The 26,438-nt window shown below is 68.1% G+C and carries 21 protein-coding genes; 4 read left to right on the top strand and 17 right to left on the bottom strand.

Features of this window, described 5'->3' with window-relative positions; all coding sequences use genetic code 11:
• Window positions 1–14: 14 nt before the first annotated feature.
• Both ACIA12_RS13800 and lepA read right to left on the bottom strand, forming a co-directional pair.
• The gene (locus tag ACIA12_RS13800) at window positions 15–926 is read right to left on the bottom strand and encodes an aminoglycoside phosphotransferase family protein (RefSeq protein WP_396367310.1); all 912 of its coding nucleotides are present in this window, start codon (window positions 924–926) and stop codon (window positions 15–17) included.
• Window positions 926–2,812, bottom strand: coding sequence for a translation elongation factor 4 (gene lepA, locus ACIA12_RS13805; protein ID WP_328321404.1), 1,887 nt, complete (start codon window positions 2,810–2,812; stop codon window positions 926–928). Before lepA ends, ACIA12_RS13800 begins: the two co-directional genes overlap by 1 nt.
• Before the next feature lie 142 nt (window positions 2,813–2,954).
• Between lepA and ACIA12_RS13810 the strand changes: the two genes are divergently transcribed.
• The 3 genes from ACIA12_RS13810 (at window position 2,955) to rpsT (ending at window position 5,157) form a co-directional block, all read left to right on the top strand.
• Entirely contained in the window at window positions 2,955–3,494 is a 540-nt protein-coding gene (locus ACIA12_RS13810; RefSeq protein WP_396367311.1) for a SigE family RNA polymerase sigma factor, read from the top strand.
• On the top strand, window positions 3,491–4,735 hold the full coding sequence (locus ACIA12_RS13815; protein WP_396367312.1) for a hypothetical protein: 1,245 nt from the start codon (window positions 3,491–3,493) through the stop codon (window positions 4,733–4,735). The genes ACIA12_RS13810 and ACIA12_RS13815 overlap by 4 nt, the downstream gene beginning before the upstream one ends.
• Before the next feature lie 161 nt (window positions 4,736–4,896).
• Complete coding sequence (gene rpsT / locus ACIA12_RS13820) at window positions 4,897–5,157, top strand: 30S ribosomal protein S20 (RefSeq protein ID WP_328321396.1); 261 nt, start codon at window positions 4,897–4,899, stop codon at window positions 5,155–5,157.
• Window positions 5,158–5,243: 86 nt separating this feature from the next.
• Here rpsT and holA read toward each other — a convergent pair whose 3' ends face one another.
• The 5 genes from holA to ACIA12_RS13845 all read right to left on the bottom strand — a co-directional run bounded on the left by holA (window position 5,244) and on the right by ACIA12_RS13845 (window position 13,152).
• Window positions 5,244–6,236, bottom strand: coding sequence for a DNA polymerase III subunit delta (gene holA / locus ACIA12_RS13825; protein ID WP_396367313.1), 993 nt, complete (start codon window positions 6,234–6,236; stop codon window positions 5,244–5,246).
• A gap of 76 nt (window positions 6,237–6,312) precedes the next feature.
• On the bottom strand, window positions 6,313–8,784 hold the full coding sequence (locus ACIA12_RS13830) for a ComEC/Rec2 family competence protein (RefSeq protein ID WP_396367314.1): 2,472 nt from the start codon (window positions 8,782–8,784) through the stop codon (window positions 6,313–6,315).
• Window positions 8,785–9,424: 640 nt separating this feature from the next.
• On the bottom strand, window positions 9,425–10,087 hold the full coding sequence (locus tag ACIA12_RS13835) for a helix-hairpin-helix domain-containing protein (RefSeq protein WP_396367315.1): 663 nt from the start codon (window positions 10,085–10,087) through the stop codon (window positions 9,425–9,427).
• A gap of 345 nt (window positions 10,088–10,432) precedes the next feature.
• Window positions 10,433–11,659 (bottom strand): VOC family protein, encoded by a 1,227-nt coding sequence (locus tag ACIA12_RS13840; RefSeq protein ID WP_396367316.1) that lies wholly within the window; start codon window positions 11,657–11,659, stop codon window positions 10,433–10,435.
• A gap of 650 nt (window positions 11,660–12,309) precedes the next feature.
• Window positions 12,310–13,152 (bottom strand): DegV family protein, encoded by an 843-nt coding sequence (locus tag ACIA12_RS13845; RefSeq protein ID WP_396367317.1) that lies wholly within the window; start codon window positions 13,150–13,152, stop codon window positions 12,310–12,312.
• Between the two features lie 52 nt (window positions 13,153–13,204).
• Between ACIA12_RS13845 and ACIA12_RS13850 the strand changes: the two genes are divergently transcribed.
• The gene (locus tag ACIA12_RS13850) at window positions 13,205–13,714 is read left to right on the top strand and encodes a pyridoxamine 5'-phosphate oxidase family protein (RefSeq protein WP_396367318.1); all 510 of its coding nucleotides are present in this window, start codon (window positions 13,205–13,207) and stop codon (window positions 13,712–13,714) included.
• Between the two features lie 701 nt (window positions 13,715–14,415).
• On the opposite strand, the gene ACIA12_RS13855 is transcribed toward ACIA12_RS13850, so the two are convergent.
• From ACIA12_RS13855 to ACIA12_RS13900, 10 genes are all read right to left on the bottom strand, one after another.
• On the bottom strand, window positions 14,416–16,926 hold the full coding sequence (locus ACIA12_RS13855; RefSeq protein WP_396367319.1) for an ATP-binding protein: 2,511 nt from the start codon (window positions 16,924–16,926) through the stop codon (window positions 14,416–14,418).
• 175 nt (window positions 16,927–17,101) lie between these two features.
• Window positions 17,102–17,308: a hypothetical protein gene (locus tag ACIA12_RS13860; protein WP_396367320.1), complete on the bottom strand. Its 207-nt coding sequence runs from the start codon at window positions 17,306–17,308 to the stop codon at window positions 17,102–17,104.
• A gap of 96 nt (window positions 17,309–17,404) precedes the next feature.
• Window positions 17,405–17,824 (bottom strand): YjbQ family protein, encoded by a 420-nt coding sequence (locus ACIA12_RS13865; protein ID WP_396367321.1) that lies wholly within the window; start codon window positions 17,822–17,824, stop codon window positions 17,405–17,407.
• A gap of 12 nt (window positions 17,825–17,836) precedes the next feature.
• A complete protein-coding gene (gene leuS, locus ACIA12_RS13870) occupies window positions 17,837–20,356 on the bottom strand; it encodes a leucine--tRNA ligase (protein ID WP_396367322.1) in 2,520 nt (839 codons plus the stop codon).
• Between the two features lie 183 nt (window positions 20,357–20,539).
• Window positions 20,540–21,397 carry a trypsin-like serine protease gene (locus ACIA12_RS13875; RefSeq protein WP_396367323.1) on the bottom strand — a complete coding sequence of 286 codons (858 nt, stop codon included), beginning with the start codon at window positions 21,395–21,397 and terminating at the stop codon, window positions 20,540–20,542.
• Between the two features lie 92 nt (window positions 21,398–21,489).
• The gene (locus tag ACIA12_RS13880; protein ID WP_396367324.1) at window positions 21,490–22,398 is read right to left on the bottom strand and encodes a helix-turn-helix domain-containing protein; all 909 of its coding nucleotides are present in this window, start codon (window positions 22,396–22,398) and stop codon (window positions 21,490–21,492) included.
• A complete protein-coding gene (locus tag ACIA12_RS13885) occupies window positions 22,395–22,829 on the bottom strand; it encodes a DUF3592 domain-containing protein (RefSeq protein WP_396367325.1) in 435 nt (144 codons plus the stop codon). Before ACIA12_RS13885 ends, ACIA12_RS13880 begins: the two co-directional genes overlap by 4 nt.
• 37 nt (window positions 22,830–22,866) lie before the next feature.
• Complete coding sequence (locus ACIA12_RS13890) at window positions 22,867–23,634, bottom strand: phytanoyl-CoA dioxygenase family protein (RefSeq protein ID WP_396367326.1); 768 nt, start codon at window positions 23,632–23,634, stop codon at window positions 22,867–22,869.
• 98 nt (window positions 23,635–23,732) lie between these two features.
• Window positions 23,733–25,508 carry a GMC family oxidoreductase N-terminal domain-containing protein gene (locus ACIA12_RS13895; RefSeq protein WP_396367327.1) on the bottom strand — a complete coding sequence of 592 codons (1,776 nt, stop codon included), beginning with the start codon at window positions 25,506–25,508 and terminating at the stop codon, window positions 23,733–23,735.
• Entirely contained in the window at window positions 25,508–26,401 is an 894-nt protein-coding gene (locus ACIA12_RS13900; protein ID WP_396367328.1) for a hypothetical protein, read from the bottom strand. Before ACIA12_RS13900 ends, ACIA12_RS13895 begins: the two co-directional genes overlap by 1 nt.
• Window positions 26,402–26,438: the final 37 nt, after the last annotated feature.

The raw sequence follows: 26,438 nt of genomic DNA on the forward strand, positions 1-26,438 counted from the left end.
CAGTTGCTACTGGTTTAGTCCTGGATGGCCTTGACGATGGCGATGTTGCGGGTCAGCCAGTCCTGCGGGAGGAAGGCGTCGGGGGTGGCGGCTCGGAGGACGTTGAGGATGTTGATCAGCTGGCGGACGATGATCCAGTCGCGGGCGCGGTCTTCGTCGAGTTCGGCGGTGTCGATGACGGTGTAGAAGCGCTGTCGGACCCGGAAGCGGAGATCGCCGGTGGCGAGGACCTCGTCCCAGCGGTTCCAGATCAGCGGCGCGACTTCGAAGTACGGGTCGCCGGACAGGGGCTTGGGGTCGATTACCAGCCACGGCTCGCGGTCCGCCGCCAGCACGTTCTCGTAGTGCAGGTCGGTGTGGATCAGCTTGCCGTCGCAGGCCGGGTCGGAGGCGAAGTCGGTGGCCAGCGAGATCGCCTGTTCGACGTACCGGTGCGGTACCGGTGCCGAGGCGGGGAGCTGCCGGAAGCCTTCGATCCAGCGCCGCAGCTCTCCGGACAGCGTCCGGTACTGCGGCCCGGCGGCGACATGGAGCCGTTTGTAGCTGGAGGCAACGATCTCGCAAGCCTCGAGATCATCGACCGTGGTCAGGTCACGTGGGTGCAAACGCTCCAGCAGCAAGGCGAAGCGGCGCGGGTCGGCCCGGAGCAGCTTGACCGCGCCGTTTCCGTCCCAGGCACGCAGGGCCAGATGCTCGGTCTCCGCCTCCCAATGCGGGAACTGCACCTTCAGTACCGCGGCTGTGCCGTCCTTGGCCAGGACGGGCACCACCAGCGCACATTCCCCGTACGCCGAACCGCCGTCGACCCGCAACTCCCACTGCCCGAGCAACTCGCCGACCAGCTTCGGCAGCCGGTCGAGCCAATCGGCCCACTCGGGACCGCGCGAACCGACCTGCAGGAACTCCGCGGGGATCTCGACCGGCACTACTTCTTGGCCTTCTCCGACGGCTCGTTGGTCTTGAGGGCGGCGATGAAGGCTTCCTGCGGGACCTCGACCCGGCCCACCATCTTCATCCGCTTCTTGCCCTCCTTCTGCTTCTCGAGCAGCTTGCGCTTCCGGGTGATGTCACCGCCGTAGCACTTGGCCAGCACGTCCTTGCGGATCGCCCGGATCGACTCGCGGGCGATGATCCGGGACCCGATCGCGGCCTGGATCGGCACCTCGAACTGCTGCCGCGGGATCAGCTCCTTGAGCTTGCCGGCCAGCGCCACGCCGTACCCGTACGCGTTGTCGCGGTGCACGATCGCGGAGAACGCGTCCACCGTCTCGCCCTGCAGCAGGATGTCGACCTTGACCAGGTTGGCCGCCTGCTCGCCGGTCGGCTCGTAGTCCAGCGACGCGTAGCCCTTGGTCTTCGACTTCAACTGGTCGAAGAAGTCGAAGACGATCTCGGCCAGCGGCAGCGTGTACCGCAGCTCGACCCGGTCCTCGGACAGGTACTCCATCCCGAGCAGGTTGCCCCGCTTGGTCTGGCACAGCTCCATGATGACGCCGATGAAGTCCTTCGGGCTGAGGATCGTGGCCCGGACCACCGGCTCGTAGATCTCGTCGATCTTGCCGTCGGGGAACTCGCTCGGGTTGGTGACGACGTGCTCCTTGCCGTCCTCCATCGTGACCCGGTAGACCACGTTCGGCGCGGTCGAGATCAGGTCCAGGTCGAACTCGCGCTCGAGCCGCTCGCGGACGATCTCCATGTGCAGCAGGCCGAGGAAGCCGCAGCGGAACCCGAACCCGAGCGCGCCCGAGCTCTCCGGCTCGTACTGCAGGGCCGCGTCGTTCAGCTGCAGCCGCTCCAGCGCGTCGCGCAGGGTCGGGTAGTCGTCGCCGTCGATCGGGAACAGGCCGGAGTACACCATCGGCTGCGGGTGCTTGTACCCGCCGAGTGCCTCGGTAGCGCCACGGATGGCCGCGGTGACGGTGTCACCGACCCGGGACTGGCGGACGTCCTTCACGCCGGTGATCAGGTAGCCGACCTCGCCGACGCCGATGCTCGGCGACTTCATCGGCTCCGGGGAGATGACGCCGACCTCGAGCATCTCGTGCACGGCGCCGGACGACATCATCTTGATCTTGTCGCGGTGGGTGAGCTCGCCGTCGACGACCCGGACGTAGGTGACCACGCCGCGGTAGGTGTCGTAGACCGAGTCGAAGATCAGCGCCCGCGGCGGCGCGTCCTTCACACCCTTCGGCGGCTCGACCTGGGCGACGATCTCGCTCAGCAACGCCTCGACGCCCTCGCCGGTCTTCGCCGAGACCCGCAGTACGTCGGACTCCTTGCAGCCGATGATGTGCGCCAGCTCGGCGGCGTACTTCTCCGGCTGGGCGCCCGGCAGGTCGATCTTGTTGAGGACCGGGATGATGTGCAAGTCCGCGTTCAGCGCGAGGTACAGGTTGGCCAGTGTCTGCGCCTCGATGCCCTGCGCCGCGTCGACCAGCAGCACCGCGCCCTCGCACGCCTCCAGCGACCGGGACACCTCGTAGGTGAAGTCCACGTGGCCGGGGGTGTCGATCATGTTCAGGATGTACGTCGTGCCGTCCGGGGCGAGCAGTCCGCCCGGGGAGTCCGGCTGCGGCGCGTACGGCAGCCGCACGGCCTGCGACTTGATCGTGATGCCGCGCTCGCGCTCGATGTCCATCCGGTCCAGGTACTGCGCGCGCATCGCCCGGCCGTCGACGACACCGGTGATCTGCAGCATCCGGTCGGCCAGCGTCGACTTGCCGTGGTCGATGTGGGCGATGATGCAGAAGTTCCGGATCAGCGTCGGGTCGGTGCGACCGGGCTGCGGAACGGACGTGGGGCCAGCGGGCACGGAGAATTCCAGTTCGTCGTCTGAGGAGTCGGGCAACGGCCCAATCATCCCATGACAGGCCAACCATTTCCGACCAGGCGTTGCGGCGGCGGCCGAGCGTGCAACAAATGCGCTGAGCCGGTGTCTCTTTACTGTGAGCGACATGATGCTTGGCCGGGGACGCGGGCCGGAGGCGCCGCCGGGGGCTCCGGCTGATCGTGAGACGGCGATCACGCGCCTGTACCGGGAGCAGTGGGCCGGGATGGTTCGGCTCTCGCTGCTGATGCTCGGAGACCGGCCGTCGGCCGAGGATGCCGTCCAGGAGTCCTTCGCGGCGATGTACCGGCGCTGGGACAGCATCAAGGACGGCACCCGGGTCGAGGCCTACCTGCGGTCCGCGGTGCTGAACACCAGCCGGTCCGTACTCCGGCGCCGCAAGCTCGCGCTGCTGCACCGCGGCCAGCCCGAGCCGGCGGTTTGGTCCGCCGAGAGCGCGGCAATGATCGGCGAGGATCGCCGGGAGGTGCTCGCGGCACTCGCGACGCTGCCCGCCCGGCGGCGCGAAGTACTGGTGATGCGGTTCTATCTGCATCTGTCCGACGCGGACATCGCCCAGACCCTCGGCATCAGCGAGGTCTCCGTGCGATCGACCGCGTCCCGCGCGTTGAAGAGTCTGGGCCACAAGCTGAAGGAGGACCGATGACCAAGCATCTAGAAGAACGGTTGTCCGAGGCCCTCGACGCCGCTGCCCGGACAGTGCCGGACAACGCAGTACCGCCGGAGCTGTTCCCGGGCGAGGAGCCGTCATCCGAGCGGCGCTGGGTGCCGGTACTGGTGGGCGGGCTGGCGATGGCCGCGGTGATCGCTGTGGTGGCTGTACCGCTGGCGATCTCCCGTGAGCACTCTGCTCCACCTGCCGGGAGTCTGTGCCCGGCGTCGCCTGCTGTTGAGGGGCTGAAGTTCTCGCAGCGGCAGTACACGGGGTCGGACTATCCGGATCTGGACAAGTTGCCGTTCGGGCCACCGCCGTCGGTGCCGTTCACGATGGCTCGCGATGTCGGTCTGCACGGTGGCTATCTGGAGGACCGGGGGGTGCGGGTGCCGCTGCAGGACGGGCGGGAGGTGTTCAGCATCGGGCGGGTCTCTTGTGGATGGGTGGTCTATCGGCAGTCGGGGGTGAGTGGCGACGCGGCTGAGGTCGGGGTACTGAGTACTGATGGGAAGTACCGGTCGTTCGGGCCGGTCACCGGGGATGGGGCGTCGTTGTCGCAGGACGGCAGTGAGCTGGCCTATGTCGCTCCAACTGGCAAGGGCACAGCGTCAGTCGTCACCGTGTCGGTTGCCAGCGGCAAGCGGCTGGCTGCGACGCCGGCGACCAGCAACGCGGAGGTCGTCGGCTGGAACAGTCACGGGGTCTGGTTCATGCGCGACCGGGAGAAGTCGGTGACCCAGGTGTGGGAGCCGGGTGGGACGCCGGTCACAGTCGACACAGACGGGCGGCTGCTCACGGCGTACCGGGGAACCGACCGGATGCTGCTCAGTGACCAGTCACAGCCGGCTGGCAGCAGTACCACCGCGGATCTGTGCGTGCGGGTGGCCACTCTGGGGCCGGCGAACAAGCTGAGCACGACCCTGCAGGTGTGTGGAGGCGCTGGAGCGACCTTGTCCCCCGACGGCCGGGTGCTGGTGGCTGACAACACAGGCGGCGTCCAGGGCTATCTGGTCGATGATGGCTCGAAGACCAGCTTCCGGGTCTCGTCGATGCTCGTCACCGCGGACCATGAGGCGATCTGGGAGGACGCGACGCACCTGCTGAACTCGGCCGGGCTGGGTACGGATCGGCAGATGACGCTGCGGTGTGACGTGATCAGCGGGGCTTGCGAGAGAATCCAGGACGGGCCGCAGAAGGACGTACCGGTGGGTCCTGAGCTCGGCTACCCCTAGGCGAGCCTGGAGTCCGTGGCCTGAGGCGTGATCGCTCGGTTTGGTGCTGACGGGGGCTTGTTGGTAATCTGTTCATTCGCGCGTGTGCGTTGGTACTCACCCGTGCACGGCACCAAACTTTTCCTGTACTGATCCCAAACACTGATCGAGGCTCTGCATCCGTGGCGAACATCAAGTCCCAGATCAAGCGCAACCGCCAGAACGAGGCGGCGCGGCTTCGCAACAAGTCGGTGAAGTCGACCCTGAAGACGGCTGTTCGCCGCTTCCGCGAGGCTGCTGACACCGGCGACACCGCGAAGGCGCAGGAGCAGGCCCGCGTTGCCGCCCGCCTGCTCGACAAGGCAGCCAGCAAGGGCGTCATCCACGCCAACCAGGCCGCCAACCGGAAGTCGTCCATCTTCAAGAAGGCCGCTTCCCTCTGATCGACGCCTGACGATCGGCCTCTCCTCCGCTTGGAACGAGGCCGATCGTTTTTGCGCGCCCGGAAGCTGGCGGGGCCGGCGGGGGCTCAGGCGGGTTGGCGGCGGCCGTGGGCTCGGCTGACGGTGATGACCATCCGCTCCAGCGCGTAACCGGCGTCACCGGACGCGCCTTTGACGTCCGCGTCGGCCTGAGCGACCGCCTTGATCGCCGCCGCAAGACCACCGGCGGTCCAGCCCCGCGCCTGTTGCTTCAGCGTCTTCAGCTTCCACGGCGGTACGCCGACCTCACGCGCCAGATCCGCCTCGCGCAGACCACTCGGCGCACTCGTGTACTTCGCCAGCCCGCGCAGCCCGCCGGCCATCGCGCTCGTCACCAGCACGGCAGCGACCCCACAGTCCAGCGCCCACCGCAACTGCTCGAGCGCCGGCTCGGTCCGCCCAGCGATCGCCGCGTCCGCGACTGCGAAACTCGTGACCTCGGCGCGACCGCCGAAGTACTGGCTGATGAGCTCAGTACTGACCGCCTGACCGCCCGAGTCCGAAACGAGCTGGGAACAAGCCCCCGCCAGCGCCCGCAAGTCATGCCCGACCGCGTCGACCAAGGCGGTAGCTGCCCGTTCGTCGATGCTCCCGCCGAGCAGGCGGATCTCGCCCAGCACGAACTGCGGCAACTCCCAGGTCTTCGGCGCTGTCGCGACGACCTCGTTCACCGAGGCCTTCCGCAGCTTGTCGAGAACGGCCTTGCCCTTCTGCCCACCCGAGTGGACCAGCACGACCAGCACGTCTTCGGACGGCGCTCCGGCGTACTCGAGCAGGTGCGGCACCATCTCAGCCGGCAGGTTCTCCAAGGTCCGGAGCACCATCACCCGCTCAGCCGCGAACAACGACGGCCCAGTCAGCTCGGCGAACACCCCGACATCAAGGTCCGCCCCACCGAGCTCGGTGACCTCGATCTCGGCCCCGCCCTTGGACACGGCAGCGATCGCAGACCGAACAGCCCGGTCAGCTAGAAACGCCTCCGGACCGGTAACGAGCAGGACATCCCCAAGCTTGGGCGCGGAACTCCGTCGAGCAGCCATAACCCCGCAAGCATCCCACGGCCCACCGACAACCCTCACCCACACTCCCCTAACCCCCTGGACTAGCCCCGAAGGCTCACGGAGTGGTTTGGCTTGTGGTGATGGAGAGTTGGTGGTTGGGGGCTAGTACGGCGATTGAGCCGGAGGTGTCGGTGCGGGCGACCTTCATGCCTTGATGGGTTAAGAGGTCGAGAGTCCGGGGCGCGGGGTGGCCGTAGTCGTTGTTGAGTCCGGACGAGATGATCGCGAGTCTGGCCTTCGTTGCGGCGATGAAGGTGGGGTCCTGCTGGGCGGAGCCGTGGTGGGGGACCTTGAGGACATCGGCTCGGAGGTCGGCGCCGGTGGCGACGACGGCGCGTTGGGATTCGGGTTCGAGGTCGCCGGTGAGGAGCAGACGGAGGCCGGCCACCTCGGTCATCAGGGCGATACTGGCGTTGTTCTCGGGTGAGCCTTCGTCGGTTGAGGTCGCGGAGGATTTGCCGGTGAGTGCTGGGACTCGAGCCGGCCACAGGGAGGTCCAACTGACTGGGCCGACTGTGCGTTTCTCCTGGTAGGTGACCGTACGGATGGGGATCCCGTGCTGGGCGGCCAACTGCAGGACGCGCTTGTACTCAGCGGGTGGTGAGAAGTACGGCGTCACCTCGATCTCGCCGACTGTCCTCCCCCGCAGTACGCCCGCCAGGCCACCCGCATGATCTGCATGGAAGTGAGTGAGCACGACGACGGGCACGTACTTCACGTCGAGCTGCCTCAGGCATCGATCGATGGCAGCCGGGTCGGGTCCGGTGTCCACGACTACCGCAGTCCTACGCCCCCCGTGCAGCACGAGCCCGTCGCCTTGGCCGACATCGCAGGCGACCATGAGCCAGCCCGCGGGCGGCCAGCCCAGGGAGCGGATCGGTCGCAGGATGATGACGGCGAGCAGGACAAGGGCGAGCAGCATCGCGATCGGGCGCGCGAGTATTCGGTGCAGGCCGATCACCAGGGCGAGACAGAGCGCGGTCAGTACGGCAATGCCGACGACCGTCGCGGGCCAGTTGCTGGACGCGCCGGGCAGGTCGGCGCCGTTCTCCGCGATGAGAATGATCCATCGCGCCGGCCAGCCCGCCAGCCAGCCGAGCAGGCGAGCCAGATCGGCACTCAGCAAGGCGATTCCGGCTGCTCCGAAGCCGAGGATCGTTGCTGGTCCGACTGCCGGTCCCGCTAGCAGGTTGGCTCCGACGGCGACCATTGACACCTGGCCAGAGAGCCAGGCGACTACCGGCGTACAGGCGAGCTGTGCAGCGAGCGGGCAGGCTACTGCCTCGGCGAAGCGCACTGGCATCCAGCGGGCGAGGGCGTCGCGCCAGCTTGGTCCAAGCAGGACGATGCCTGCGGTCGCCAGTACCGACAGGGCGAACCCGGCGGACCTGGCGAGCGACGTGTCGATCAGTAGCAGCGCGACGACTGCTACCGAAAGGCTCCGCGCTGCACGTCTGGTTCCGCCGCTGCCGGCCATCGCGGCCAAGGCGACGAGGCCCATCACGGCTGCCCTGAGAACGCTTGGTTGCGGTCGGGCAAGCACGACGAACACCACGACCATGACGATCCCGACGACGGTCAAGCCGCGAGCCCGTACGCCGAGGAGGCGAGCGAGTGGGAGCACAAAGGCCAACAGGAGCGTGAGGTTCGTACCGGAGACAGCCGACAAGTGCGTCAGCCCAGTCGTCTTGAAGTCCTCGGCCAGCTCGGCCGGGAGGCCTGACTCGTCACCCATCACCAGCGCCGGTACTAGACCGCGCACTTTCTCTGGCTCACCGGCTACCGCCTGCCTCAGCCCGGCACGTACTCGCTCGGCAGCGCGCAACCACCATGCGGGCTCATCAAGCACCCGCGGTGCGGTCCGTAACGACAGCATCGCCGCCACCTCACCGCCCTTGTCGACCGACTCGAGCCGCCCGGTCGCCTCGACATGTTGCCCGAACCTCACCTCCTTCCACTGCACAGACCCGATCACCACCACCGGCGTATGAACGCGTGTCGCCGATCCCCTGCCTCTCACCTCCTCGATCGTCGCCCGAACCACCACGTACGGCGGCCGCCTGCTCCCCGGGGTACTCCGAAGCGCCGGATCCCCGACCACCTTGAGCCGAACCGTCGCGGCGGCCCCCGACTGCGCCAACTCCATCACCGGCCCTGCCTGCAACCGCTCCACCTGCAGCCCTGCCGCCAAAGCCATCCCCACCACGACCGCCCCTACTCCGGCTGCGGTAGGCACCACCCGCCGCAGCTGCTCACTACCCGACGGCTGCCCAGCCCACGTCCGTGATCGCCTCCACAGCAGACCGCCCGCGATTAAGAGCACAGTTGCCACCGCAGCTCCCGCAGCCGTCCAGTAGGCGGTTGAGGTGCCCGCGCCCAGTAGCAGCACGGCCGTCAACCAACCGACACCAGCCGGCACCAGCAACCGCAAATCAACACCAGGCCCCTCCGCCTCCGCCTCCACGTCAGGCCCGGACTCGGATTCGGACTCGGACTGGGCGACGGACTCGCGCTCGAGCTTGGGCATGCGCTTGGGCTCACGCGTTGATTCCGGCTCAGGCGCGGGCTCGAAGTCACCCGTGGGCTCGGAGTCACTCGTGGGCCCGGACGCATGCATGGACCCGGACATCGGCTCGGCAGCCAATCCAGGCGCGTGCTCGGGCGTCGGCGCAGGTGCGGGCTCGGACGCGCGCGCCTGCTCAGGCTTTGACGTGGGCTCGGGCATCGGCGCGGGCTCGGGCATCAGCGCGGGCACAGGCGTAGGTGCGGACACGGACCCGGGCGACGGCTCGGGCACACGCTCCGGCTCCGGCTCGAGCTCGGGCTCGGGCTCGGGCGCGGGCGCAGGTACGGCCTCGGACGCGGGCGCAGGTACGGCCTCGGACGCGGGCGCACGCTCAGGTACTGGCGTGGGCTCGGGCATCGGCGAAGGTCCGGGCTCGGACGCGGGCGCCTGCTCATGCTTTGGCGTGGGCCCGGGCAGCGGCGTGGGCACAGGCGCCAGCTCGCGTACGCGCTCGGGGTCGGGTATTTGCGCGGGCTCCGGCGCAGGTGCGGGCTCGGAGGCGGGTGTCGGCTTAAGTACGTGCGTGGAGTCGGGGTCGGGTGTTGGCGTGGGGTTGGGTACGGGCGCGCGTGTGGGGTCGAGCGCGGGTGTGGGGTGGGGGTCAGGTTCGGACATGGGGTTTTAGGGATTCGTATTTCTTGGGGCCTACTCCTGGGATCTCCTGGAGTTCGTCGGTGGTGGTGAAGCGGCCGTGTTCGTTGCGCCAGTCGAGGATGCGTTGGGCTAGGACTGGGCCTACTCCTGGCAGGGAATCGAGCTGGGCAAGGGTTGCTGTGTTGAGGTCGATCGGGGTGTTGGCGGGGGTTGCCGCAGTACCGGCTGGGTGGGCTGGGGTGGGTGGGCCGGCGGGGCCGGTTGCGGGGGCTCCGACGATGATCTGTTCGCCGTCGGTGACTTGGCGGGCGAGGTTGAGGGTGGTGAGGTCTACTCCGGGCAGGGCTCCGCCTGCCGCCGCTAGAACGTCGGCGACGCGTGAGCCTGCCGGCGCGTGGACCAGTCCGGGACGGCGTACCTTGCCCGCGACGTCGACCACGACCGTGACAGGCGACTTCGGCGTGCTCGAAGGCTGCGGGGCTGAAGACGGTGTGGCGACCGGCGTACCGGAGGTGAAGCTGCCCGGTGGGTTCGGGATCGGCTCAGGGTTGGTGCGGAACAGTGCGAAGGCTGCCCAGAGCAGGCCGGCGAGCAGGATCAGGGCGAGAACGACGACGTGGCGAGGCGACAGGGTCCATAGCGGTCCTTTCAGACGGTCGGGTAGCGGCACCGGTGGGGTCCAGCCGCCTCTGACTTCCTCTGGGTCGGGCCTTTCACGCGAGGCCGTGGTGCTGCGTTGGTGGCCGGTGGTGTGGAGGCGGGCGAGGGGTGGTCGGCGGGGCTCCGGGTCTGGCGGTGGGGGTTGGCGGGAGAGCTTCACACCAGGGAAAGTACGAGCCTTTCCGGCATCCGGTGGAGGGACTTCTCAGCCTGGGGACAACCACCTCAGTCGCCGTCGTCGACTCGATGAGTTCCGAGGTGATCGACGCGGAAGACGAATCCGCAAGCGTCCAGATGGCTCCAAAAAGCGGTAGGCATAGACCGGACACGCTATGTGGTCGCAGTCGCGATCGGGTCAGGAGGTGAGGAAGATGAGTTCGTTGCCTTCTGGATCGGCGACGGCGCGGGTGCCCGGACGCTCGGCCGGCAGGATCTTCCCGCCGGCGGCGACGGCCGTGTCGAGGCGAGACTCCAGAAGGTCGGCCGGTACGAGGAGTTCCAACTGGGTGCGGTTGCGCTGACTGCGGCGTTCCGACTCCCCGGCATCCATCTGCTGGAAGATGAAGGTCGGGTTGAGTCGGCGCGGGTCGTACAGATCCCATCCACGGGGGTCTTCCCGATAGCCGAGTACGGTCGTCCAGAAGTCCTTCACGGCCGCTACGTCGACCGCATCGATGCCGAACTGTACGAAACGCAGCCGCGCCGGCTCCGCCGACAGCCCGAGCTCCCGCGCCGCTGACTGGATCCGGGCCGCCAGCCTCACGAACCCCGCGACGTCGTTCTCCCACTGATCTTTCCCACTGTCGATCGTGACGCCGTCTGGCCGCAGATCGACCAGCAAGGACCGCCCCGCCTCGTCAGCAAGACCCGCGACAGCCGCAGCCAGCCGACCCGCTACTGCAGAGGAAGTCGTCGGATAGAAGGTCATCGCGCCGAAGAGCACTCGCCAGTCAGCCGTCGCCGCCTCATCGGTGCCCTTGGTCTCATCCGTGAGCTCGCCGCCCGGTACGAGGTCGATCTCGTTCCCGTCGGGGTCGGCGAGCGCGACACCCCACGGGCCGAACGCCTCCTGGCCGACGGCCGCCCGGAATGCCTCCACCGCATCCGAAGGCCGGCTCACATCGACATGAATCCGATTGCGCAACGGCCGCGGCTCCTCCAGCCGATGGAACGAGATCGCCGGATCCCGCCGCAACGGATCGCCGAAGCGCTCATCCCCGACCGACCCGTACCCGAACGCAGAGCTCCAGAACGACACCACCGGAGGCAACTCACCCGACCAAACCGCCACCCGCATGACCTGCAACCCCGCCGGATCCGCAACCATCCCAAGCTCCAGAGCCGCCGCCGAGATCCCACCAGCCAGCACCACGTCCGCCTGACCCGGCTCACTTCCCGGTACGCCGATGCGCACCCGAACCCCACTGTCCCGCAGATCGAAGTCGGGCAACTCCCGCTCGCCTACCAACTCAACAACGCGCCCAGCCAACGCCGCCCCCACCCGCAGCGACGGCGCATCGAACCAAGCACTCAAGCCACCATCAAGAACCCGCCACCCGTCGACACCATCCGTCTCAGCCATGCCTCAGCGTAGGACCGTCAGCGGACGATCCCCGTCCGGAATCACCCGGACCCGATCACGACGGCGAGCGACGCCCTCCCAATCACCGCGCCGAAAGTGCCCCGCCCGCAGGCGCCAGCGGTGCCGCGATGACGATGCCGCGGGTGACGCAGGCGCAGGTGCCGCAGGTGCCCGCGCCCGCAGGTGCCGTGCCGCTGGTGCCGCAGGTGCCGCGACGACGGGTTGCCGCAGGTACCGCAGGGACCGCAGGTGCCGCAGGTGCAGGTGCCGCGGGTGCAGGTGCCGCGGGTGCAGGTGCCGTGGGTGCCGCACCCGCAGGGACCGCAGGTGCCTCAGGTGCCGTGGGTGCCCGTGGGTGCCGCAGGTGCCACGCCGACGGGTTGCCGCAGGGACCGCAGGTGCCGCAGGTGCAGGTGCCGTGGGTGCCGCACCCGCAGGGACCGCAGGTGCCTCAGGTGCCGCGGGTGCCGCAGGTGCAGGCGCCAGCGGTGTCGCAGGTACAGGTGCCGCTGGTGCCGCTGGTACAGGTGCCGCTGGTTCCGCGCCGACAGGTTGCCGCAGGGACCGCAGGTGCAGGTGCCGTGCCGCAGGTGCCGGACCGTGCCGAAGATCCCGCAGGTAACCATGCGACCGCACAGGCCCCTGGCGGCTCAGCGTGGAGCGATTACGACCGCGAGCATGCCAGGCCCCACATGGGCGCCAATCACCGCTCCCACCTCGCGGAGAACAATCTCCTCCGCTTGCGGGAGCCGCTCGGCGAGGCCGTCGGCGAGGGTATGTGCCTTGTCAAGATTGGCGAGGTGGTGCACAGCAACCTGAACCGGCCCATCGCCGGCCCGCTGGACGGCGATGTCAGCCAGTCGGGCGATCGCGCGACTCGACGTACGGACCTTCTCCAACGGAACGATCCGCCCGCCGCTGATGGTCAGCAACGGCTTGACCGCGAGCGCAGTACCGAGCAGCGCCTGCGCCGCCCCGATCCGCCCGCCGCGGCGCAGGTACTCAAGGGTGTCGACATAGAAGTACGACGAAACCGCCGCCATCCGAGCGCGAGCAGCCGCCTCGACCCCCGCCTGATCAGCACCATCAGCAGCCGCGGCCGCCGCGGCGAGTACCGGGAACCCCAACCCCATCCCCAGCGACCGCGAGTCGACCACCCGGACCGGGATCGGCGACTCCTTGGCCCCGATCATGGCCGCCTCGAACGTCCCCGACATATCGCCCGACAGGTGAATCGACACGATCGACTCGGCACCGGCCGCGGCGCATTCGGCGTACGTGTCCGCGAACGACTGTGGCGCCGGCCGGCTCGTCGACACCGGCGTGAACGTCTTGAGCGCCTCCGCGACCGCATCCGAGCTGGTCGCGCCGTCGTCGTACGCCGTCCCGCCGATCACCACCTGCAGCGGTACGACGGTCAGCGGGAGCCGGAGCACCTCGTGCGCCGACAGACCCGCAGTGGAGTCGGTGACGACGTGGACGCGGGCTGACATGCAGCGAGGTTACCGGACAGTTTTCGTCGGCGCCTGGTGTCAGACTCGGTCAATGAAGGAGACGAGCGAGGAAGTCGCGGAACTGCAACGGCTGATCGAGGCGGCGTACGAGCGCTCCACAGAGCATCTGCGCGACATCATCAACGACGAGCGACGCCTGACCGCCGAAGAGCTGGTCCAGGTCCTGCAAGGCATGTGCACGCTCAACCTGGCCACCGTGACGGCGAAGGGCGAGCCGAGGATCAGCGCCGTCGACGGGCACTTCCTGCACGCCCGCTGGGTGTTCACGACCTCGATGCAGGCGGCCAAGGCACGCCACCTGAAGGCCAGACCGGCCGCCAGCATCTCGTACGTCGACGGAGAGCGACTCGGCGTCTTCAGCCACGGCCAAGTCGAGTTCCTCACCACCGACCATCCCGAATTCGCCGAGATCGAGGCGCACCTGGTGGCCCACTACGGCAACTCCCCCTCCACCTGGGGCGACGAGATCGCCTACTGCCGCCTCCAACCCCACTGGATGGTCGGCTACGCCTTCGACAAGGCGGCAGTGCTCGACAGCTGACGACGCCATGGCGAGGTGGAGAGGCCATCCCCTGTGTGGCCCTCCACCTCGCGATTGAGCTGACTCCCCCTCGGTGTCAGCTCACTTGGCGTGGTACCGGCTGTGCGGCGAGCCGTCCCCTGTGCGTCTCACCGCAATCCCCCCGGGGAGCCCCAGCGGCCGACCCACCGGCAGGTGACCAAACCCGCCGGCTTTCCCGTGTCGACCGGACCGGCACTCGTCCCCTGTGTCGTGTGCCTGGTCGCTGCTGGGACCCCGCCCCGGGTCACGTGCCCTGACGGTGCACGGCCCCCGGTGTGAGGTAGGACAGCTCCGCACGAACCAGCACTCCGGAGATCTCGGCAGTTGTTCGGCGCCCCCACCGTCCGACTGCCGGATGTCCTCCGCGTCGCCTGCTCCGGTTTCGAAGAGCTGCCCGGCAGTCCGGCGCGCCGTGATTGCCTCTTCATGGTCATCGCCTCTCTCCCGTATCGCTCGAACCCGGTCTCGGATCTCTGTCTCGTGGAACCTGTCCTACGGCTGTAATTCTGGTTCCGGCGAGCATGTCCGGACGAGGCAGAAGCACCGGCAGTTCCCCGGCAGCTTCCACCGATCGGCGTCACGAAACGCAGCGAGGCTCGTCAGGCGCCAGCGCACGGCAAGAGGCAGCCGGTACTACGTACGCGGCTGCCGCAGGGTCGGGAGGAGCGCAGCGAGCTGGGTTAGGAGAGTGCAGCGAGCAGCTCGTCGGCCATGTGCCGCGCTGCTTCGGCCGGGTCAGGCAGCGGCCAGCCCTGCGCCACCGGAGCGCTCTCGCAGGACTCCTGCAGTACTGCCCACGCCGTAGGCAGCATGGGCGGGTCCATCGTCCGCTGCCAGGCCAGTAGCTGGCCGCAGAGGGCATCGGCCTGCTCGTGCTGGCCCAATGCGTGCAGCACGGCCACTGCCTCAGGCATGACGTCCAGCAGGTACACAACCCTGCCCTCGAGCAGCAAGCGGTTGACTGCGTCGCGGATGGACGACCTGGCCTGCTCCAGATCCCCGGTACGCCGGGCCAGCCGGCTCCGGTAGAGCATCACCAGGTAGTCGAAGTACCCCCGGTGCCCCCGGATGTCCGCGTCCGCCTCATCGATCAGCGCGTGGGCCAACTCGAACCGCCCGGCCTGGAACTCCACCATCGCCAGGCACCCGGCCACCTTGGTCCGCTCCGGGTCGTCGGACGCCTGGCTGTCACGCGCCAGCTCAGCCCACCGCCTGGCCTCCGACAGGTTGCCCAGCTCCAGCTCGACCCGGCTTAGAGCCATGTACGCGATCTCATCCGGATACACCCCCGGATTGACCAGCGCGGCCTCCCAGGCGAGCAGCAGCTCCTTAGCCTCGGGCAGCCGCCCCCACCGAGCCAGTGCCAGCCCACAGATCGCCTGCACGGTCGCGGACCGCTGCACATCGCCATGCTTCAAAGCGTCAGTAACCAGCGCAGGGATCTCGGCGAGGCTCTGTGTGTCGAGCAGTAGCGACCCGGAGGACACCCACCCGCCACGAGCCATCAGCCCCATCTCCGAGGACGGCGAGATGAGGGTCCGCGCCTCCCCGTAGTACCGGCGGGCAGCGCGGACGTCACCGGTCAGGTTGGACAGTCGCCCCGCGATGGCGAGCAGCCGGCCGCTGACCTCCTTGTCGTGGACGTTCTCAGCGCACAAGCTCGCCCACTGGATCCCGCTCTCGGCCACACTCGCCTGGTACTGCCAGGCAATCCGGAACCCGAGCACGATCGCAGCCGCCGTGTCCCAGTCCCCCAGCGCCGAAGCACGCTCCAGCGCGACCTCGAAGGTCGCCGAGTTCGCGTTGGCCGCCCGGTAGCGCCGGTCGCGGTCCGGACTCGACCAGGCGCCGTCCAGCCCCTCGACGTACGTCGAGCACCACGTGACCGTCCGATCCTTGAACTCGACCAGGTCGGACCCCTGCGACGACAACCCCGCATACGCGTGCTCGCGGATCGTCTCGAGCATCTTGTAGCGAGCGCCGTACAACGCCTCGAACTCATGTACCGGCTGCAGCAGCGACTTGTCCACCAGCTCGGCGAGCAGCATCGGCACGTCCAGGACATCGATCGGATCCCCGGTGCACACCCCCACCACGGCGTCCAAGGTGAACGGCGATCCCAGCATCGACGCGCGATACAGCAACTGCCGCGCCGGATCCGACAGCGCGTCGACGCTCCACGCGATCGTGTCCGCCAGCGTCCGCTGGTGCGGCGCCCCGAAACGCCGCGGCCCCGACAACAACCGGAACCGGTCGTCCAGCGCCGCCAGAATCGTCTCCACCGACAACGACCCAGCCCGCGCGGCTGCCAGCTCCAACGCCAACGGCAGCCCATCGAGCCGCTGGCAAAGCCGAGCCACTGTGGCCGCGTTATCAGCAGTCAGCGCAAAATCAGGCCGCACCCGAGCCGCTCGCCGGCAGAACATCTCCACCGCGGGCGACGCCGCGATCTCGTCAAAATCCTTGTCATTGGCCGGTACGCCGAGCACCTGCACCCGGCGGACCACCTCGTCCGGCAACCCGAGCGGAATCCGCGAAGTCACCAGTACGCCGATCCCCGGGAAGCTGCGCACCATCCGGTTCGCCACCGTCGCGACGCCGTCGAGCACGTGCTCGGCGTTGTCCTCGACGATCACCAGGTCACCCGGTTTGCGCCCGGACAGCACGTCATCGAGATCCGAAGTACCAGGCGCCGTCCCGAAAGCATCAAGGATCGCGGACGGTACCGCGGCATCGCGCTGTACCGTCGTGAGGTCGACGACCACCACGGCCGTGTCCACCGAGGAGACCCGATCGGCGGCGGCCAGCGCGAGCTCCGTCTTGCCGACGCCACCCGGCCCGACCAGCGTCACCAGCCGGTTCTGCCGGAGCAGCGTCTCGATCTCCGCCAGCTCGTCATCTCGCCCGACGAGACCATCGGGAATCGGCCTGGTACCCCGCCAGCGCAACCCGGAGGGCGCCGCATCAGCGACCGCGATCACCGGTCGCACGGTCGCGTGACCGGCAGCGGCCAGGAACTGCAACGCGTCGCCGTCGCGCAGCCCGAGACCCTCGGCCAGCAGCCGTACAGAGTCCTTCCGCGGCCGGGCGACCCGGCCGGCCTCGAGCTCGCGGATGGTCCTCACGCTGAGCCCGGCCTTGTCGGCCAACTCTTCCTGCGACAGTCCTGCCTGGACTCTCAGGTCAAGCAAGAGATCGGCAAAACCACGCCTTCCCTCAGCCCGGCCATCCGCGTCCGACAAAGCCCGTCACCCCATTCAGAGCCTCACAGTCTCCCCACAACATAGCGTGACAGGGGCGTCGGTGCCGTATGCACCCAGTGACCAGAGTTCGGGACGGCGAACAGCCAAACGATTGATTGCCGCGTCAGGCGCTGACGCGAACTGAATCCGTTTCACCGGCGGGGGCATAAAGCGAGAGCACTCCGGACCATTCTTCGAGCCGCGCCCGGGTGTCGGCCCGGCCCGTTTCCGCATTCAGCAGACTGCCGTCGCAAATGCCTCTGGTCGCCCGGACCAGGAGCTCGGTACCGACCACGAGCCAGTGCTCACGCAGGTTCTCCAGGGCCGCCATGCCGAGTATTCAAGCGGAGACGTGTTTCGCATACGTAACGCATTCGGCAACATCGCAATAAGTAACGAACAATCCGCGAGTCAATTGAAAAAGCAGCTAACTCGGCAACCAGGAAAGCCGGACCTGCCGTTGGGGATTGTCCACATTGGTGTCGACCAGGCAGATCGACTGCCAAGTGCCGAGCATGAGCCGGCCGCCGATCACCGGGATCGACGCGTGCGGCGGGATCAGCGCGGGCAGCACGTGATCGCGCCCGTGCCCCGGCGTACCGTGCCGGTGCTGCCAGCGGAAATCGCGCGGCAGCAGCTCCTCCAGTACCGCGAGCAGGTCCGTATCGCTGCCCGCCCCCGTCTCCAGGATCGCGATCCCGGCCGTCGCGTGTGGGACGAACAAGTGCAGCAGTCCGTCGCCCTGGGCCTGGTGGGCCTCAGCGGCGACGAACTGCTCACACCTGCTGGTCAGATCGAAGACAACCTCGCGGTTACCGGTAGAGACGTCAATCAGCTCTGAACGCATCCGTGCACTGTCTCAGGCAGGGACGATGTTGACCAGCTTCGGCGCGCGGACGATGACCTTGCGTGTACCGCGGCCGTCCAGTGCCTTCTGGACAGCCTCGGACGCCAGCGCCAGCTGCTCCAGGTCGGCGTCAGAGATGTCGGGTGACACCTCCAGCCGGTCCTTCACCTTGCCGGCGATCTGAACGATGGCGATGACCGAGTCCTCGACCAGCAGTGCCGGGTCGACCTTCGGCCAGCCGGCCTTGGCGACCGTGGGTTCGTGCCCCAGGTTCTCCCACATGTCCTCGGCCGTGTACGGCGCGACCAGGCTCAGCAGGATCGCCACCGTCTCGACCGCCTCACGGACGGCCGGGTCGGCCGCTCCCGGACCGGAGTCGATCGCCTTGCGGGTGGCGTTCACCAGCTCCATCACCCGGGCGACCATCACGTTGAACCGGTACGACTCGATCAGCTCGGTCGCGTCGTGCACCGTCTTGTGGGTCAGCTTGCGCAGTGCCAGGTCACCCGTCGAGAAGTCCACGCCCACCGGCGACTCGACCGACCCGCTCAGCCGCCAGGCCCGCTGCAGGAACTTCAGCGACCCGCCCGGCGACATGTCGGCCCAGTCGATGTCGTCGTCCGGCGGACCGGCGAAGACCATCGTCAGCCGGACCGCGTCCACCCCGAAGGCGTCCAGCTGGTCGCCCAGGTTGACCCCGTTGCCCAGCGACTTGCTCATCGCCTTGCCCTCGTTGATCACCTGGCCCTGGTTCAGCAGCCGGGTGAAGGGCTCGGTGGCGTCCAGCATGCCCATGTCGTGCAGCGCCTTGACGAAGAAGCGCGCGTACAGCAGGTGCAGTACGGCGTGCTCCTTGCCACCGACGTACTGGTACGTCGGCATCCAGCGGTCCGCGGCGGCCCGGTCGAACGGCCCCTCGGTGTAGTCCGGCGAGATGTAGCGCAGGAAGTACCAGGACGAGTCGACGAAGGTGTCCATCGTGTCGGTGTCCCGCTCGGCGGGCCCGCCACACTTCGGACAGCTGACCTCGACCCAGTCGCGGGCCGACGCCAGGGGCGAGACACCCCGGGGAGCGAGAGCCGCACCGCGCAGGTCCGGCAGCTCGACCGGCAGCTGGTCGTCAGGTACCGGTACTTCGCCGTCGACCGGGCAGTGGATGATCGGGATCGGCGCACCCCAGTAGCGCTGCCGGCTCAGCAGCCAGTCGCGCAGCCGGTAGTTGATCGTCCGTTCGCCCAGGCCCTTGTCCTCCAGCCAGTCGATGATCGCCGACTTGGCCTCGGTGACGCCCAGCCCGTCCAGGCTGATCTCGGCGTTCGAGCTGTTGATCGCCGGGCCGTCGCCGGTGAACGCCTTGCCGTCGAAACCCTCTTCCGGCTGCACGGTACGGACGATCGGCAGGCCGAACTTCTCGGCGAACTCCCAGTCACGCGAGTCCTGGCCGGGTACGGCCATGATCGCGCCGGTGCCGTAGTCGGACAGCACGTAGTCGGCGGCCCAGATCGGGATCCGCTCACCGGTCACCGGGTTGGTCGCGTAGGAGCCCAGGAAGACGCCGGTCTTCTCCCGGTCGGTGCTCAGCCGCTCGATCTCGGTCGACGCCTTGACGGCCTTCAGGTACTCGTCAAAGGCCTCCTGCTGATCCGGCGTGACCAGGTCCGCGGCCAGCTTGGAGTCGGGCGCGACCACCAGGAAGGTGGCCCCGAACAGCGTGTCCGGGCGGGTGGTGAAGACCTTGATCGGCTCCTCACGGCCTTCCACCTGGAAGCCGGTGAAGGCGCCCTCGGAGCGCCCGATCCAGTTCCGCTGCTGCAGCAGGATCTCTTCGGGCCACTGCAGCTGGTCCATGTCGTCCAGCAGTCGCTGGGCGTACTCGGTGGTCTTGAAGTACCACTGGGTCAGCTCGCGCTTGGTCACCTCGAAGCCACAGCGCTCGCAGCGGCCCTGGACGACCTGCTCGTTGGCCAGCACGGTCTGGTCGTTCGGGCACCAGTTCACGTACGAGGCCTTGCGGTACGCCAGCCCCTTCTCGAAGAACCGCAGGAACAGCCACTGGGTCCACCGGTAGTACTCCGGGTCGGACGTGTGCAGCCGGCGCGACCAGTCGAAGCTCAGCGCGTACCGCCGGATCGACTCCGCCTGGGTCTCGATGTTGGCGTACGTGTACGTCGCCGGGTGCTCGTTGCGCTTGATCGCCGCGTTCTCGGCGGGCAGCCCGAAGGAGTCCCAGCCGATCGGGTTCAGCACGTCGTACCCCTGCTGGAACCAGAACCGGGACAGCACGTCGTGCAGCGCGAACACCTCGCCGTGGCCCATGTGCAGGTCGCCGGACGGGTAGGAGAACATCGTCAGCGCGTACCGGCGCTCGGCCGAGCCGTCGTCGCGCGCCTTGAACGGGTCGAGCTTCTCCCAGACCGGCCGCCACTTGGCCTGCATGGCGTTGAAGTCGTAGCCGCCGCGGTCGATCGCGTCGTCCGCCTCGTGCTCCACGTGCTCGCTCACCGTCGTACTCCTGCGTTCTCGAGATGTCATGGGAACCCTGCCAGATACATGCCTGGAAATAAAAAAGCCCCTCACACAGGAGGGGACGCCGTACTGGTCAGCGCTCAGAGGCGCCCAGTACGGCTAACTAAGAAGCAGGGTCACTCGCATAACACCAGATTAGCGCATCCCGGCGCCGGCCTGGTTCGCAGGCGCCGGGATGCCGCGAGACCGTCAGCCGAAGGTGACGCCGAACGTCGCCAGCCAGCTCTGCACGACCCCGATGTCGACCCGCTGCAGGCCGCCGAGGTACCGGCAGTTGGCGGTGTAGCCGTAGCTGGTCACCGTGACCACGTACCCGCCGTGGAAGGTCGGCCCACCGGAGTCACCGAAGCAGGTGCCACCGGTCCCGCGCGGGTCATTGATGTTGCCGTTGACCTGCAGGATCTGGTCGGTCAGCTTCTGGCCGGGCTCGACGGCGAACCGGCGCAGCAGCGGGTAGCTCATCGGCTGCGGCTTCTGCGGACCCGATTCGGGCTTGCGCACCTCGGTGCCGTAGCCGACGGAGGTGAACAGCGTCTTGTTCAGCGTCGGCTGGGCGAAGGCGTCCAGGTAGTTCGCGGGCGCGATCCGGGCCGGGGTGATCGTCGTGAGTGGCCGGTCGAGCACGATCACGCCGACATCGTTCCAGTTCCTCAGGTCGGTGAAGTTCGAGTACGCCGGGTGCGTGTACGCCGTACCGGACAAGTACCCGGCTGCCTCCAGCTCGGCCTGCGTGTACCCGGCTGCCGGGTTGGCCGCGACCGGGAACGGTGACGGCGGCTGCAGGGCGATCACCGACTGGAAGGTGACCAGGGTCTTGCCGAGCGTGCCGTCGGTGCAGTGCGCCGCGGTCAGTACGACGGTCGGCGAGACGAGCGTCGCGCTGCACCGGAAGCGGCCGTCCGGCGTGTAGAAGAGGATCAGCCCGACATTGGGATGCCGGTTGCCGTCCGGTTCGCCGCCGGTGATCGCGGCGGCCGGCAACGACGGCAGCAGCGCGACGACGAAGGCGAGCAGGGCAACGCTGATGGTGCGTCCTAGTCGACTCATGTCAGCTCCAGGGGATGTAGCACGATTGCCTTACGCAATCGAATTGCAACACCGCCGGGGAAGGCCGTCCAGAGCTCACGCCAAGCCGAGGATCATCCTTCGCGGCCGAGGTGATGGGTGCCCCCGGAGGCTCGGAACTCCGTTGGCGACTTGCCGTAGCGGCTCCGGAACGCTGTGCTGAACGGCCGGACGTCGGAGTACCCGCAAGCCCGTGCCACCTCGGTCACCGTGTAGGCGGGGTCGAACAGCAGTTGCGCGGCGAGCTCCAGCCGCATCCGCCGCAGGGTCGACATCATTGATGCCCCGACCACCTGCCGGAAGAGCCGCTCCGCGTGCCGCTCTGACAGGTGTACTGCGGCAGCCACCTCCCGCACGGTCACCGGGCGAGCCAGGTTGTCCAGCAGGTGCCGCTGCATCGCCTCGACCACCACCGGTCCTCTCTCCCGTACTACGGGGGCCACCGAGAGGTCCCGGTCGAGCGCGAACGCCCGCGCCGTGTCCAGCACGAGCGTCGCACCCAGTGCCGCCACTGCCTCGCCATACCCGGACCGCGGCTCCGCTGCCTCGCTGGCGAGCGCAGTGACGACAGCAGGCAGCCCACCCAGCTCGCGCGACATCACTGGACCGTCAGGCCGATTCAGCCCCGACCACCAGCCAGTGCCGGAGACAACCGACGTCGGGCGGAAGGTGAAGCCCCAGAAGGCGATCCCCAGCGGCGACGACCGGCTGGACTCGATCTCGTGCACATCACCCGGCCGCGCCAGGAACAGGTCGCCTGCACTCACGTCGTACTCCACCGGCCCGCAGTTGAACCGCCCCTCCCCGGCATAGGCCAGACACACCTCGTAGAAGGAGTGGCTGTGCCAGTAGTTGCGCCAGTACTCCGGCCGGTAGTGCCCCCAACTCACGAAGTCCGCCCGGAACTCGCCGACCTCGCAGGACTCCAGCAGCCCCCAGAGGTCGACGAACCGCTCCGCGTCCGCGACGGCTCCCAGACTCACTCCGCCCGCCTCGTGAAACTGGCGACGATGATGAACCCGATCCCCCACAGGCTCAGGCCGGAGAGCAAGAGCTTGAAGGCGCCGTCGAGGTAGTTGTAGCCGACGCCCGCCTGCTGAGCGAGCTCCGGGTCCAACGGGTCGTACTCGATCCGGATCTCGTCCTCCGAATCCTCGAAATCGAACCGCTTCAACCGAGCTTTGACCAGGTGCCCGTCCGCCGTCTCGAACCAGGCGTCGACTCTCGTACTGCCTTTGCTCCCATGGGTCGTATACACCGAAGCCTCCGTGGGCCGGCCGCGGGTCTGCAGGTGGTAGTTGTCGAGGATCGAACTGACACCGAGGTACCCGACGAAGAGCATCCCGGCGATCAGGGGCAACAGCGGTATCCAGACCGGTACGCCGGTGTCGGCGGGGATCCACCTGCGTTCCATGAGCTGGAGCCTAGATCCCGGCCGGTCCACCCAACGGTCAGACCGATCCTCGGCCGGTGGGGTCGATCCCTCGCAGGATCATGCCCTGTCCGAGCGAGTGATCGTGGGTCTTCACGGTTGGCGGGTCGGACGGGTCGCGGTACTGGACCAGCCAGGTCGTCCGCGGTTCGCTGCTGACGTTCACGCCGGAGCCGTGCACGGTCAGGTACGTGAAGAACAGCACGTCGCCGGCCTCGGCAGGCTGTGGGACAGCGTCCTCGAACGGTACGTCGGGAAGGTGGTACGACCCTTCGGGGTCATGCTCGCGCGGCCCGGCGAGGTGGCTGCCCGGGATCACCCGCACGCAGCCCTTCTCCTCCGGCGCGTCGTCGAAGTGGAAGATCGCGGCGCCGACCCGGTGGTACTTGTGCGGGAAGAACGGATAGTCCTGGTGCAGCGGGAACGGCGAGCCGTTCTCCGGCGGCTTCACGAACAGCTTCGTGTGGTGCAGCTGGACGTCCTCCACCCCCATCACCGCGGCGGCCACGTCGGTGAACCGCGGGTCCACCAGCAGCTTCGAGAAGGCCGCGTCGTAGAACTGCGCGTCGTGCAGATGCTGCAGCCGCGTCTTCGCGTTCGACATCCCCATCGCCGACTGCCAGGTGGGGTCGTCGTCCCGGTTCAGCCGGGCCAGCAGCGCATGGCTGGTCTCCCGGTAGGCAGCGGCTTCTTCCTTGCTGAGCAGGCCTTTCACCAGTACGAAGCCTTGTTCGGCGTACTGCGTGGCCAGGGCCGGCAGATCCGCCCGGCTCTGCGTGATCGTCATCTCGGTTTCCTCCTGATCGGGTACTACCGAGCCTAAGAACATCGGCGCCCGGGGAGCAGGATCTGCCCGGACGCCGATGTTTCTCAAACGGACATGAGTTACAGCCCGAGCTGACCCAGCCGCACGCTGATTCGCGGGTCGGTGGAGACGACCGGGCTCTCCGAACGCACCCAAGGGTCGCCGTCGAAGTACGTCTGGAAGATCTTCTCGGCGGTTCGGGTGGCCAGTGCCTGGCTGGTCAGGGTCGGATTCGGCCCGCCCAGACCGTTCGACAGTGCCGAGTTGTCGGCGATGAAGAGCCGCTTGACCGCGCGCGTCTCGCCGCGGGAGTCGAGCACCGAGTTCTGCTCGGACTCGCCCATCCGCATCGACGACTGGACGTGCAGGATGAGCGGCGCCCAGTCGATCCGGTAGACCTTCTTCGCGCCGGCCCCGCGCAGCAGCTCGGCGGCCTTGCGGGCCATCACCTCGCGGTTGTTCAGCGTCCGCTTGGTCCGCTTGCGCTGCTGGAAGGTGACCTTCGGGATCGGCCCGTTCTCGTCGGCCGGCAGCGCCGAGGTGGTGACCCGGTTCTGCGCCTCGACGTCGTCGTCGGTGATCACCAGCACGGTGAGCAGCTTGTCGATGCCACCGGCCAGCACCTCCTTGAGCTCCGGCCCCATCAGCCGCCCGGCCGGCCCGTCCCACGGCCCGGTCTGGCCGCGGCCGTTCTTGTACTGGCCGCGGATCCCGCTGTCCGACAGCGTGCCGGCGAACGCGTTCAGCGCCGGCGGCAGCCCGACATTCTCCAGTCCCCCGTACGGCGGGTAGTCGAGCCGCGCGCTCGACCCGACGCCCTTGGGGTTGCCGGTGTAGTCGTCGAACGACCCGATCATCCAGTCGAAGAAGTGATCGGTGTACCCCCGCCCGACCCAGCCGTTCGGGTTCGGCAGGCCACTGTTGAACCACAGCCGCGGATTCTCCGTGCACCCACCGGACATCACCACGACCCGGGCGTCCTCACGATGCTCGTCACCCGACACGTTGTCCCGCCAGGTCACACCAGAGGCAGTCAGTACTCCGTGCCGCGACTCCGTGTGCACCCTGGTCACATACGCGTCGGCGATCAGCTCCACCGGCTTGCCGCCCCGCGACCAGACCTCGGCGGTCAACGCCATCGGCACGTAGCTGTTGTCCGTCGAGCGCTTCGCGAATTGGTTGCGCGGGGCGCCGTTCGGCCGCATGCAGCCCTGGAAGCAGTAGCCGCAGAAGGTGCAGCCGGTGGCTTGCGGGTAGTTGAGGAGGTTCTTGTCCGACGTCTTGCCGGCCGTGCCGCCGGGTTGCAGGATCGCATTCTCCTGCGGACGGTACGACTGCCTGAGCGTGGTCTTCGTGGTCTGGACCGGGAGGCCGAGGGTCTCGGCGCCCTTGAAGAACAGCTGCTCCTTGTGTCCCATCGCGGCCGTCTGGACGGGCATGATCGCCTCGACCCATTCGAAGTACGGGACCATTTCGGAGTACGTGAACGGGAACCGGTGGTTCACGTCGTACTCGTTGCGGTCGGCGCCGTCGTACCCCTTGAAGACACCCGGGTACGCACGCGGGTAGTTGCCGTAGAAGTGCTGGGTCGTGCCGCCGACACCGGACAGTTGCCAGACGAACGAGTTCTGCGGCCATTCCCGGTACCACGCGGGCTTGGAGCGGTCGGTCGGGCCGAGGCGGAAGTACCCGGTGAGCGGGTTGTTCGCGTCCTCCTCGAACGTCGACCACTCCTCCCGCGGCTTCGCGTGCCGCGGTCCGGCCTCGAGCAGCAGGACGTCGAGCCCCTTCGCGGCCAGCTCCTTGGCGACCACCGGCCCACCACCGCCGGCTCCGATGATGATCACGTCGCGCATCAGTCGTGCACCTCTTTACGCCCTTGGTAGTAGCCGATGAAGTCGTCCCAGCCCTCGACGGGCCCGTGCGGCTGGTAGCCGGTGAGAGTCCAGCCGACCGGCCGCTTGCGCAACGTCCTGGTATCCCGGTCCAGTACTGCGAACTCGCCGTACGCACCGAAGGTGGCGAACTCGATCAGCGCGCCGCCGACGAACTTGAGCAGCCCGGACACCGACTCCTTCAACGGCTCGGGAAACTGCACGTCCAGCAACGCGACCAGATCCGAGTCGGTCTTCTCGATCAGCTCGAACGTCTTCGCCTTCTCGGCATAGGTGAGTCGCGCGAACGGCGACAGGTGCGGGCCGTTGACGGCGGCCGGGTTGACCTGCGTCGCCATCAGGTTGAGCAGGCCGGCGATCGGGAACGACAGCGGAATCGCTTCGTCGCTCTGCAGGATCGCCGCGAACGCCCGGTCGAGATCGCGCAGCTCTGCCGGCAGTACTTCGAGGCCAGGCAGGCTGATGCCCGTGTCGGCCAGTCCCGTCACCAGAGCGGCACTGATCGGCTGGGCGAGCGCATCGGGAAACGGGACGAAGTTGTCCAGCGCGGCGATCATGAAGTCGGTCGCACCGGCCTCCATCGCCCCCGGAGTACTGCTGGAGGCGCGCTGGGTCCGGGAGTACTGGTCCGGGCCGGGCAGGCAGAAGGCGGTCAGACCGTTGAGGGTGTCGCGGGCGAGCGCCGCGAGGACAGGGCGGACGAGGTCGACCGCGGGCGGAAGGAGCGGGTTCGTCGCGGCGTCGGCGGGGTTGAGCAGGCTGCGTGTCAGCAGCCCGCCACCTCCCAGTGCCGCGCCGAGAACGCCGATCCGGGCCAGGAAGGCCCTTCGGGCAAGAGGAACTGCAGCAGGCATACGGGGTCCTTCGCAGTGAAATGGGGGCCACGCCGGG

Source organism: Kribbella sp. NPDC051620, assembly GCF_044453825.1.
In the GTDB taxonomy this organism is placed as follows: domain Bacteria; phylum Actinomycetota; class Actinomycetes; order Propionibacteriales; family Kribbellaceae; genus Kribbella.

Excerpts from the sequence above, each read along its gene's own strand:
- ACIA12_RS13850 (WP_396367318.1), top strand. The coding sequence starts at position 13,205 with ATGAAGGAGACGAGCGAGGAAGTCGCGGAACTGCAACGGCTGATCGAG.
- ACIA12_RS13840 (WP_396367316.1), bottom strand. The coding sequence starts at position 11,659 with ATGGCTGAGACGGATGGTGTCGACGGGTGGCGGGTTCTTGATGGTGGC.
- ACIA12_RS13845 (WP_396367317.1), bottom strand. The coding sequence starts at position 13,152 with ATGTCAGCCCGCGTCCACGTCGTCACCGACTCCACTGCGGGTCTGTCG.
- ACIA12_RS13895 (WP_396367327.1), bottom strand. The coding sequence starts at position 25,508 with ATGCGCGACGTGATCATCATCGGAGCCGGCGGTGGTGGGCCGGTGGTC.
- ACIA12_RS13815 (WP_396367312.1), top strand. The coding sequence starts at position 3,491 with ATGACCAAGCATCTAGAAGAACGGTTGTCCGAGGCCCTCGACGCCGCT.
- ACIA12_RS13830 (WP_396367314.1), bottom strand. The coding sequence starts at position 8,784 with ATGCCCAAGCTCGAGCGCGAGTCCGTCGCCCAGTCCGAGTCCGAATCC.
- ACIA12_RS13865 (WP_396367321.1), bottom strand. The coding sequence starts at position 17,824 with ATGCGTTCAGAGCTGATTGACGTCTCTACCGGTAACCGCGAGGTTGTC.
- ACIA12_RS13900 (WP_396367328.1), bottom strand. The coding sequence starts at position 26,401 with ATGCCTGCTGCAGTTCCTCTTGCCCGAAGGGCCTTCCTGGCCCGGATC.
- leuS (WP_396367322.1), bottom strand. The coding sequence starts at position 20,356 with ATGACATCTCGAGAACGCAGGAGTACGACGGTGAGCGAGCACGTGGAG.
- ACIA12_RS13890 (WP_396367326.1), bottom strand. The coding sequence starts at position 23,634 with ATGACGATCACGCAGAGCCGGGCGGATCTGCCGGCCCTGGCCACGCAG.
- holA (WP_396367313.1), bottom strand. The coding sequence starts at position 6,236 with ATGGCTGCTCGACGGAGTTCCGCGCCCAAGCTTGGGGATGTCCTGCTC.
- ACIA12_RS13885 (WP_396367325.1), bottom strand. The coding sequence starts at position 22,829 with ATGGAACGCAGGTGGATCCCCGCCGACACCGGCGTACCGGTCTGGATA.
- ACIA12_RS13875 (WP_396367323.1), bottom strand. The coding sequence starts at position 21,397 with ATGAGTCGACTAGGACGCACCATCAGCGTTGCCCTGCTCGCCTTCGTC.
- ACIA12_RS13860 (WP_396367320.1), bottom strand. The coding sequence starts at position 17,308 with ATGGCGGCCCTGGAGAACCTGCGTGAGCACTGGCTCGTGGTCGGTACC.
- ACIA12_RS13810 (WP_396367311.1), top strand. The coding sequence starts at position 2,955 with ATGATGCTTGGCCGGGGACGCGGGCCGGAGGCGCCGCCGGGGGCTCCG.